The organism is Novosphingobium sp. ZW T3_23 (genome assembly GCF_044987305.1).
GTDB lineage: Bacteria > Pseudomonadota > Alphaproteobacteria > Sphingomonadales > Sphingomonadaceae > Novosphingobium.
The window spans coordinates 1-7707 of sequence record NZ_JBJDRF010000105.1 but is presented as its reverse complement, the minus strand read 5'-3'; the positions used below and the strand labels follow the sequence as shown (position 1 = coordinate 7707).

Here is a 7707-nt window from a genome sequence, read left to right as displayed (position 1 = left end):
GTTCCGGCCGGCAGCGTGGTGGGCGCCGCCACCGCCCGGCCGGAACGCCGCGTGCTGGGCGCGGTCGTGGCGGCGGGAGGGGCTTTGGCCGGCGCCTATCTCAGCTATCGCGTCCGCAAACGGCTGGCATCGACATTCGGTCGCGATCGCCCGGTGGGCCTGGCGGAAGACGCCTTGTCGCTTGCCGGCTCCCTGGCGCTTGCCGCCTATGCCGCCATGCGCAGGAGCGAAGCCGCATCGCCTGCATCTCCGTCGGCCACCGCGCAGGTTCCGGTCGGTCGGGTCTTGCCTGTCGGCTGAGCGTTCGGCTGCCACCCCTGCGCGCCCGGACCAAGATGCGCAAACGCTTGCCAAAATGGGCCGATTGCCCAACACTCGGCCGATGATCACTCTGCCCACTCTTGGCGAGGCCTTCTATATTGCCGAGTGGGGCATCCGGCTGACGATGCTGGCGGTCGTGCCGTTGCGCCGCACACCCGCTGCCGCTGCAAGCTGGCTACTGCTGATCTTCTTCCTGCCGGTGCCGGGGCTGCTGCTGTTCACCGCCATCGGCAGCCCGCGCTTCCCGGCGTGGCGCGTGGAACGGTTCGAAAGCCTGCGCGGCTTCTTCGCTGATGCCGCGAAACGCATGGCAGGCGATGATCCCGGCGTGGGCGAAGCGCCTGGGGAAGTCGTCGAACTCGCCAACCGGCTGGGCCACTTGCCTGCGGTGGCTGGCAATGCGGTGGAACTGATCGACGATTACGACGCCGTGATCGCCAGGCTCGTCGCCGATATCGACGCGGCCCGGGATCACGTTCGTCTGCTGTCCTACATCTTCGCCGACGACGCGACCGCGCACCGCGTGATCGCCGCCCTGGGGCGCGCGGTCGATCGAGGCGTGCCCTGCCATGTGCTTGTCGACCCCGTGGGCTCCTATCGCTGGCTGAAGGGCACGCTTCTGGCCTTGCGCGGCCAGGGCGTGCGGGTGCGCCGCATGCTGCCGTTCCGCCTGATCCGGGGGCGCACCCGGCGCGACATGCGCAATCATCGCAAGTTGTTCCTGATTGACGGGCGGATCGGCTATGCCGGTTCGCTCAATATCGTCGCCAAGGACTTTCGCCCCGGCGTTACCAATCGCGAACTTGTCGCCCGTGTGACGGGGCCTGCCGTGGCGGCGATGTCGGCCATCTTCGTGTCGGACTGGTTCATGGAAACCGAGGAACTGCTCGAACCCGCAGTCGTCCTGCCGCCGCCTGCCGGTGCCTCCATTCTCCAGGTCCTGCCCAGCGGAGCGAACTATCCGCTCGAAGGCTTCCTGACCCTGCTGACATGGCAGGTGGCGCGGGCGGAGCGCGAGGTCGTGCTGGTGACGCCCTATTTCATCCCGGACGAGGGGCTGCTGGGGGCGCTGATCACGGCAGTGCTTCGCGGCGTGGAAGTGCATGTCATCGTTTCGGAAGTGGTCGACCAGCAGCTCGTCAACCTTGCGCAGTCTTCCTACTACGACGAGCTGCTGTCGCATGGCGTTCGCATCCATCGGTATCGCGGATACCTGCTCCACGCCAAGGCCGTGCGGATCGACGAGACTCTGGGCATCGTCGGCTCCAGCAATGTCGACGTTCGCTCTTTCCAGCTGAACGAAGAAGTGAGCCTGCTGCTGCTCGACCGACCGGGGATCGAGGATCTTGCGCGGATCCAGCGGGAGTATCTGGCGGGAAGCGATGAACTGCTGCTGGCGGAATGGCGCGCGCGATCGCGGATGCGGCGTCTCGCCGAAAACGGTGCGCGCCTGGTAAGCCCCTTGTTGTGACATTTGCCCGATGAGTGGTTCCGCTGCCGCGACGAAAATGCCTTGAAGGGCATTTTCCGAACAGACGATAAGTCCTTGGTAGCCTGTAAGCGGCGCGTTGGAGGTATCGGGCTTGTCCATTTGGATTTGCCGGGCGTGGCATTCGGATAAGAGCCTCTGCATAGACCAATTTGCCCGTTTCCGGCCTGTGCGACTCATGTAGTTTCGACCGACTTGGCGAGGAGTCTATTTCATGAAGCGTGCGGAAGATGATTCGGCCGAACTCGGCCACAACGATCGCCGGTCCTTTCTTGCCGCCTGCGGGAAGTATTCTCTTCTCGTTCCGCCGGCGATGACGATGCTGTTGTCCACATCTCTCACCTCGACCGCGATCGCGAAGTCGGGTGGTGGCGGTGGTGGCGGCGGCGGCGGCGGCGGTTCGACCGGTGGCGGCTCTGGCAGTGGCGGTTCTACCGGGGATGGCGGCACTTCCACCGGCGATGGCGGCGGTTCCCACTCCGGCCCGAAGGATGGCGGCGGCACGGTTTCCGGACCGAAGGACACCGGCTCCAGTGGCGGCGATGGCCATGCCGGAGTGGTGAGCGCGGAGGCCAGCCTTCCCAAATCGCAGGGCACCGTCCCGCGCGGCCGCGAAGGCGCCGGCAAGGCATTGGGCCGAAACTGAGCGAGGTTTCGAGCCGAAAAGCTGGCCAGTAATACTGGCCAGTGACACCGGTCAGTATCGCCGGTCAGTATCGCCGGGCAGCGACAGACGCGCCGGAACGTGACGGGGGAGAGGCCGCGATGCACGGCGGCTCAGGAAGGGGCAGCTCAGGACGAAGTGGCAGCGCCATCGGGGCTCCCGGATCCGACCCGACGCCGGGAGGAGAGGTGGGCTTGCGGGCGCAGCGCGGCCCGCTCCTGCGACTGGCGGATGGCGTCGTCCCTCTCGTCATCGCAGATCGTCCGGCCTTGTTCGTGGAAGCCACCCAGCGGCTGAATGCGCTTAACGGATCGGCCGGAATGCTCGTGGCGCTGCTGGCGGACGGGATCGAACTGGCCGAACTGCGCCGGCAATTGCAGGAAACGATGGGCCTGAACGCGGGCGAGGTCGATGCCCTCGTCACGGACTGGAGCACGCAGCGCGTCATGGCGGCGTCGTTCGCGGCGGGGGCGGCCGATGCTGACGGTCTCTGGCTTCGGGCCGGAGAACGGAGCATCGCGATCCGCTTCCCGCAAGGCGCGTGGGGCGCCGGGCTTGCCGCGCCATATGGTCATCTTCCTCGGGGCGGGGTTCCCGGCGAGACGGCGACCAGGATTACCGTCGAAGCCTTGGGCGAGAGCGAAAACGATCTTGTCGGCGTATTCGACGACAGTGCCGGAACCCTGGTTTCACAAGACGCGGCATCGCCGGTCCTGCGCGGGGCGATCGTCGATCTCGTGCTGGACCAGCCCGGCTACGTCGCACTGCACGCTGCGTGTCTCGTCGCGCGTGACGGGCCGCAGGACGAAGCGATCCTGCTGATCGGAGCACCCGGCGCCGGGAAATCAACGCTGGCGGCCATGGCCGCCGCGGCATCGCCGCACCTTCGCCTCGCTGGGGACGACATCGTCCTGTTCGATCCGCGATCGGGCCTCGTCATGGGCGTGCCCCTGCCGCTGACGGTGAAGAGCGGCAGTTGGGATCGTCTTGCGCAAGTGGTGCCCGGCCTCGCGGCCCTGACGCCGGTGCGGAGGGCCGATGGGCAATGGCTGCGCTATGCGCCGCTCCCCGGCTCGCCGGGAGAGTCAGCGGCACCCACCTGGGCGCGGGTGGCGGGCATCGTCGATTTGTGCCGCCAGGACGGGGCCGTCGCCGGGCTGGTCCCGCAATCCCCGATCGACTGTCTGGGGCGCCTGCTGGAGGAGGGGTTCGTGCATGACGGTCGCTGTACCTCCGCGCAGATGCGTGGACTGGCGCGAATGGTGGACAATGCCGAGACATGCACCCTGCGCTACGCGGAGGCGGAGCAGGCAGCCCCCTGGATCGAGGCGCTTCTTGCCTAGCGAGCTTCACGCGCTCTCGGACTTGTGCCAATGCCTGGGGGGGCGTGTTCCAGCCGCGATCGAATGGGAGGGCGTGCTCGCTCTCGCCAACCGCACGCTGGTTACGCCTGCCTTGGCCGAGTCCCTCGACATTGCCGGCAGCCCCGATCCCGCGATCCCGTCCGAGGTGGTCGGCCTGCTCCGGGTGATCGCGGAGCGCACCAGCGCGCGCAATCGTTTGATGCATGCCCAGCTTGCCGAGGCCGTCGCCGCCCTGAATGCGCGCGGCATCACTCCGATCCTGCTCAAGGGCGCGGCGCTGCTTGCGCATCGCGGGCCGGATTGCGCCAACCGGCTGCTCACCGATCTCGACCTGATGGTTCGGGAGGACGAAAACGGATCGGCGGTGGAGGCGCTGGAAGGCATCGGCTATCACCGGCTCCTGTCGATGCACCAGGACGAGCAGGGCGCCAATCTCGGGCGGGAGCGCGACGCGGGCGGGGTGGACCTGCACTTCCGCCTGAAGCGCGTCGGGCACGGCCGCGATGCGGCATGGCTCATGGCATCGTGCCGGCCTTTCCCGATCGGTGGCGGGGTAGCGTCCATGCCGTCGCCCGCCGCGCTCATCGCGCTGTTCGTGCTCCATGACCAGTTGCAGGAGGGCGATTACTGGCGCGGCCGGATCGACTTGCGGCATCTCGTCGACATGGCAGCCATTGCCCGGCAGGTGGACGGCAACGCGCTGGCAGCGCTGTTTCCAGCAGGCCGCGCGCGACGTGCGCTGGCCGTTCAACTCCACAGTCTTTCGACGTGGCTCGGCCAGAGCATGGGCATGCCACAGCGCGGGGGAGGGTGGAGAGCGGCGTTCCAGGGCAGGCGAAGGCATTGGCAACTGCGCTACCCCGCCTCCGAGACAACTCTCACGCTGTTTTCCTGGCTGATCGACCCGCCGTTCAGTCTTTACGAACAGCGAGGCATCGCCGCGCGAGGCAAGGAGATGCGCAGGATGCTGCTTGAGAGAAAGGCCACGAAAGTCTGAGGAAAACCGGGATGCACCGTGCCGGGTGCTATCGGTTCAGCGCAGTTCGGTGAGCCATTCCGCGATCATCGCCTGGCCCGCTGCTACCGCCAACGGTCCCAGGCTGTCATGCGCTGCCCGCAGCGACGCTTCGTCGCCGCCCGCTTCCACTACCGCGCCCGGCCACTGTTCGATCCAGGCATCGAACCGGGGATCGAGGCCCATTTCGGCATGGAACTGCAAAGCCAGGATATTGCTGCCGCGCCGAAACGCCTGGTGCTCGTACAGGTGGCTGGAGGCAAGCAGTTCGACATTCTCGGGCAGGGTGAACGTGTCGCCATGCCAGTGGAGCACGGGTACGCCCGCGATATGCCGCAGCGGCCCCGCGAGTGCATCGGCTTTGACCGAAACGCTATGGAAGCCCACTTCCTTGTGCGGGCCAGCATAGACCTCGGCCCCAAGCGCGGCGGCGATCATCTGCGCTCCGAAACAGACGCCCAGCGTCGGCCTCTCTACAGCGAGACGCAGAGCCAGGCGGCGCATCTGGCAGGCGATCCACGGATGGCGCTCCTGCTCGTAGACGCCCATGGGCCCGCCCATCATGATCAGCAGATCCGGCTCGCAAAGATCCAGCGAGGCAAAGGCCGGGTCTGTCACGTCGATCCGATCGACATCGTATCCGGCCGCTTCGATCGGCATGCGATAGCCGGCGACCCCTTCATAAGGGACATGCCGGATGATCAAGGCGGTCTTCGTCACTGCTCGCTTTCGTTCGTACGGCGGGATGGCTGGACCGCTTGAGGGGGCCATCTTCCATGCCGCGACCCTATCGCGCAAGGCTAGCGAAGGCCTGATAGAATTTGTATCAAAGGGTTTCGTTCGTCCGACACCGCCAGAAAACCAGAGTGCAGGATTTGCAATCCTTGCCATCGCTCGCCATGGTCCTTTCTCGAAGAACGAAGGCAGAGAAAGAAGGAGCCAAGGTTTGGAGTCAGTTTCGGTCGTACTTTTCCTGTTGCTGGCGGTGGTGGTGAGCGGTGCCGTATCGCGCATGCTCCCCTGGTCGGTACCGACACCGCTCGTGCAGATCCTGCTGGGCTGCGTTATCGGTCTTTCGACTTCCTACAGCGTCTCCCTCAATCCCGAACTGTTCCTGCTGCTGTTCCTGCCACCTCTGCTGTTTCTTGACGGATGGCGCATTCCCAAGGACGAATTGTTCAAGGACGTCTCGACGGTAGTCGAACTGGCCTTGGGGCTGGTGCTGACGACCGTGATCGGCATGGGCCTGTTCATCAACTGGATGATCCCGGCCATGCCGCTGGCGGTGGCTTTCGCACTGGCCGCCGTCGTATCTCCCACGGACCCGATCGCGGTCTCGGCCATCGCCGCGCGCGTGCCGATCCCGAAGCGCATGATGCACATTCTCGAAGGGGAATCCCTGCTCAACGACGCCTCGGGCCTGGTCTGCCTGCGCTTTGCCGTGGCAGCGGCGCTGACCGGCACCTTCTCGGCCGGAGGGGCCGCGCTGAACTTCCTCTGGGTTGCGGGTGCGGGCCTTGTCATCGGCGTGGCGGTTACGCTGGTCGTCTCGCGCGCAAAGGCCTGGGTCACGCGCCGCTGGGGTGAGGACACCGGCTCGCAGATACTCGTCAGCCTGCTGATTCCCTTTGGCTCCTACATGCTGGCCGAGCACTTCCATGCCTCGGGCATCCTTGCCGCCGTCAGTGCAGGCGTGACCATGACTTTCGCGGAAATCTCGCGAGAGGCCATGGCGGTTACCCGCATGCGCCGCAACTCGGTGTGGGACACGATCCAGTTCACCCTGAACGGCATCATCTTCGTGCTCCTGGGCGAACAGCTCCCCGCCATTCTCGCCGAAGCGAAGGCAACCGTGGCGGTAACCGGCCATACGCAGCCCGGCTGGCTGGCGCTTTACGTTGTCGCCATCGTTCTCGGCCTGGCCGCACTCCGCTTCGCCTGGGTGTGGCTGTCGTTCAAGTTCACGATCCTTCGCAAGCGCCAGACGAACGGCGGCAAGGAGGATGCTGCTGCCATTCGCACTCCCAACTGGAGGCTCGTCGCGGCGATGTCCTTCGCGGGCGTTCGCGGCGCTATCACCCTGGCAGGTGTGCTTACCATCCCGCTCGTGCTCAATGACGGCACGCCGTTTCCCGCACGCGACCTGGCGATCTTCCTGGCGGCGGGCGTCATCATCGTATCACTCGTTCTCGCCAGCATCGCTTTGCCCGTGCTCCTGAAGGATCTCACCATGCCGGGCGAGCCCTCGAAGCAAGCCGAGGAGGACATTGCTCGCGTCACCACGGCCGAGGCGGCGATCAGGGCGATCGAGCGTCACCAGCACCGCCTCGCGGAAAGCCATGGCGATGCAGACCGCTACGCTTCCGCTGGCGGCCGCGTGATGGACCTCTACCGTGAACGGATCGAGGGCCTGAAGGAGGATGAGCGCGACGCTGCTCGCGCGCAGGAGCGGCTGTTCCGCGATTTCCGGCTCGTCGGCCTCAAGGCCGAGCGCGCCGCCTTGGGCGAACTCATCCGCACCCGCAGCGTGGGCAGCGAAACCATCCGCAAGCTGACTCGCGAACTCGACCTTTCGGAAGCGCGCTTCCGCGGGTGATCCTGGTCGGTCGGCTCGCCACGTTTGGTGAGCCGGCCGGCGATCTGGGTTCGCACATCGGTCAAACTCGCTGGAAACCGCCATTTTTTCGAAAATGTCGTTTTTTTGAAATTAGCGTGTTGACCGAATCATGGGTGGGACTTAGAGGGCCTCTCACCGCAGCGGACCACACGGTTCTGGTGCGGTCGCCAAGACATTACGGGCAACATGCTCCCCAATCGCAAGAAGCGGGGATTGCTGGTTGTCCGGGTTTTTTGT

General features: G+C 65.8%; 7 protein-coding genes and 1 pseudogene. 7 read left to right on the top strand and 1 reads right to left on the bottom strand.

Features of this window, described 5'->3' with window-relative positions; translation table 11 throughout:
- The 5 genes and pseudogenes from ACI3K3_RS25190 to ACI3K3_RS25170 all read left to right on the top strand — a co-directional run.
- A pseudogene (locus ACI3K3_RS25190) lies at positions 1-300 on the top strand (hypothetical protein); the annotation flags it as partial.
- An 82-nt stretch (positions 301-382) separates the two neighbouring features.
- Entirely contained in the window at positions 383-1792 is a 1410-nt protein-coding gene (cls, locus tag ACI3K3_RS25185; RefSeq protein ID WP_404918781.1) for a cardiolipin synthase, read from the top strand.
- 232 nt (positions 1793-2024) lie between these two features.
- Positions 2025-2456, top strand: coding sequence for a hypothetical protein (locus ACI3K3_RS25180; protein WP_404918779.1), 432 nt, complete (start codon positions 2025-2027; stop codon positions 2454-2456).
- 212 nt (positions 2457-2668) lie between these two features.
- Positions 2669-3817, top strand: a complete 1149-nt coding sequence (locus ACI3K3_RS25175) for a hypothetical protein (protein ID WP_404918777.1) — start codon at positions 2669-2671, stop codon at positions 3815-3817.
- Positions 3810-4835 (top strand): nucleotidyltransferase family protein, encoded by a 1026-nt coding sequence (locus ACI3K3_RS25170; RefSeq protein WP_404918775.1) that lies wholly within the window; start codon positions 3810-3812, stop codon positions 4833-4835. Before ACI3K3_RS25175 ends, ACI3K3_RS25170 begins: the two co-directional genes overlap by 8 nt.
- 36 nt (positions 4836-4871) lie before the next feature.
- Here the strand turns inward: ACI3K3_RS25170 and ACI3K3_RS25165 are convergent, their stop codons facing one another.
- Positions 4872-5573 carry a glutamine amidotransferase gene (locus tag ACI3K3_RS25165; RefSeq protein ID WP_404918773.1) on the bottom strand — a complete coding sequence of 234 codons (702 nt, stop codon included), beginning with the start codon at positions 5571-5573 and terminating at the stop codon, positions 4872-4874.
- A 226-nt stretch (positions 5574-5799) separates the two neighbouring features.
- On the opposite strand from ACI3K3_RS25165, the gene ACI3K3_RS25160 reads away from it, so the two are divergent.
- Together ACI3K3_RS25160 and ACI3K3_RS25155 are read left to right on the top strand one after the other, a co-directional pair.
- On the top strand, positions 5800-7449 hold the full coding sequence (locus ACI3K3_RS25160; RefSeq protein ID WP_404918771.1) for a Na+/H+ antiporter: 1650 nt from the start codon (positions 5800-5802) through the stop codon (positions 7447-7449).
- Positions 7446-7707, top strand: a 262-nt coding sequence (locus ACI3K3_RS25155; RefSeq protein WP_404918769.1) for a hypothetical protein, incomplete at its 3' end; no start/stop codon positions are given. The genes ACI3K3_RS25160 and ACI3K3_RS25155, both read left to right, overlap by 4 nt.

What these genes read in the sequence shown, in the direction of transcription:
- ACI3K3_RS25180 (WP_404918779.1), top strand. Translation starts at nt 2,025, where the DNA reads ATGAAGCGTGCGGAAGATGATTCGGCCGAACTCGGCCACAACGATCGC.
- cls (WP_404918781.1), top strand. Translation starts at nt 383, where the DNA reads ATGATCACTCTGCCCACTCTTGGCGAGGCCTTCTATATTGCCGAGTGG.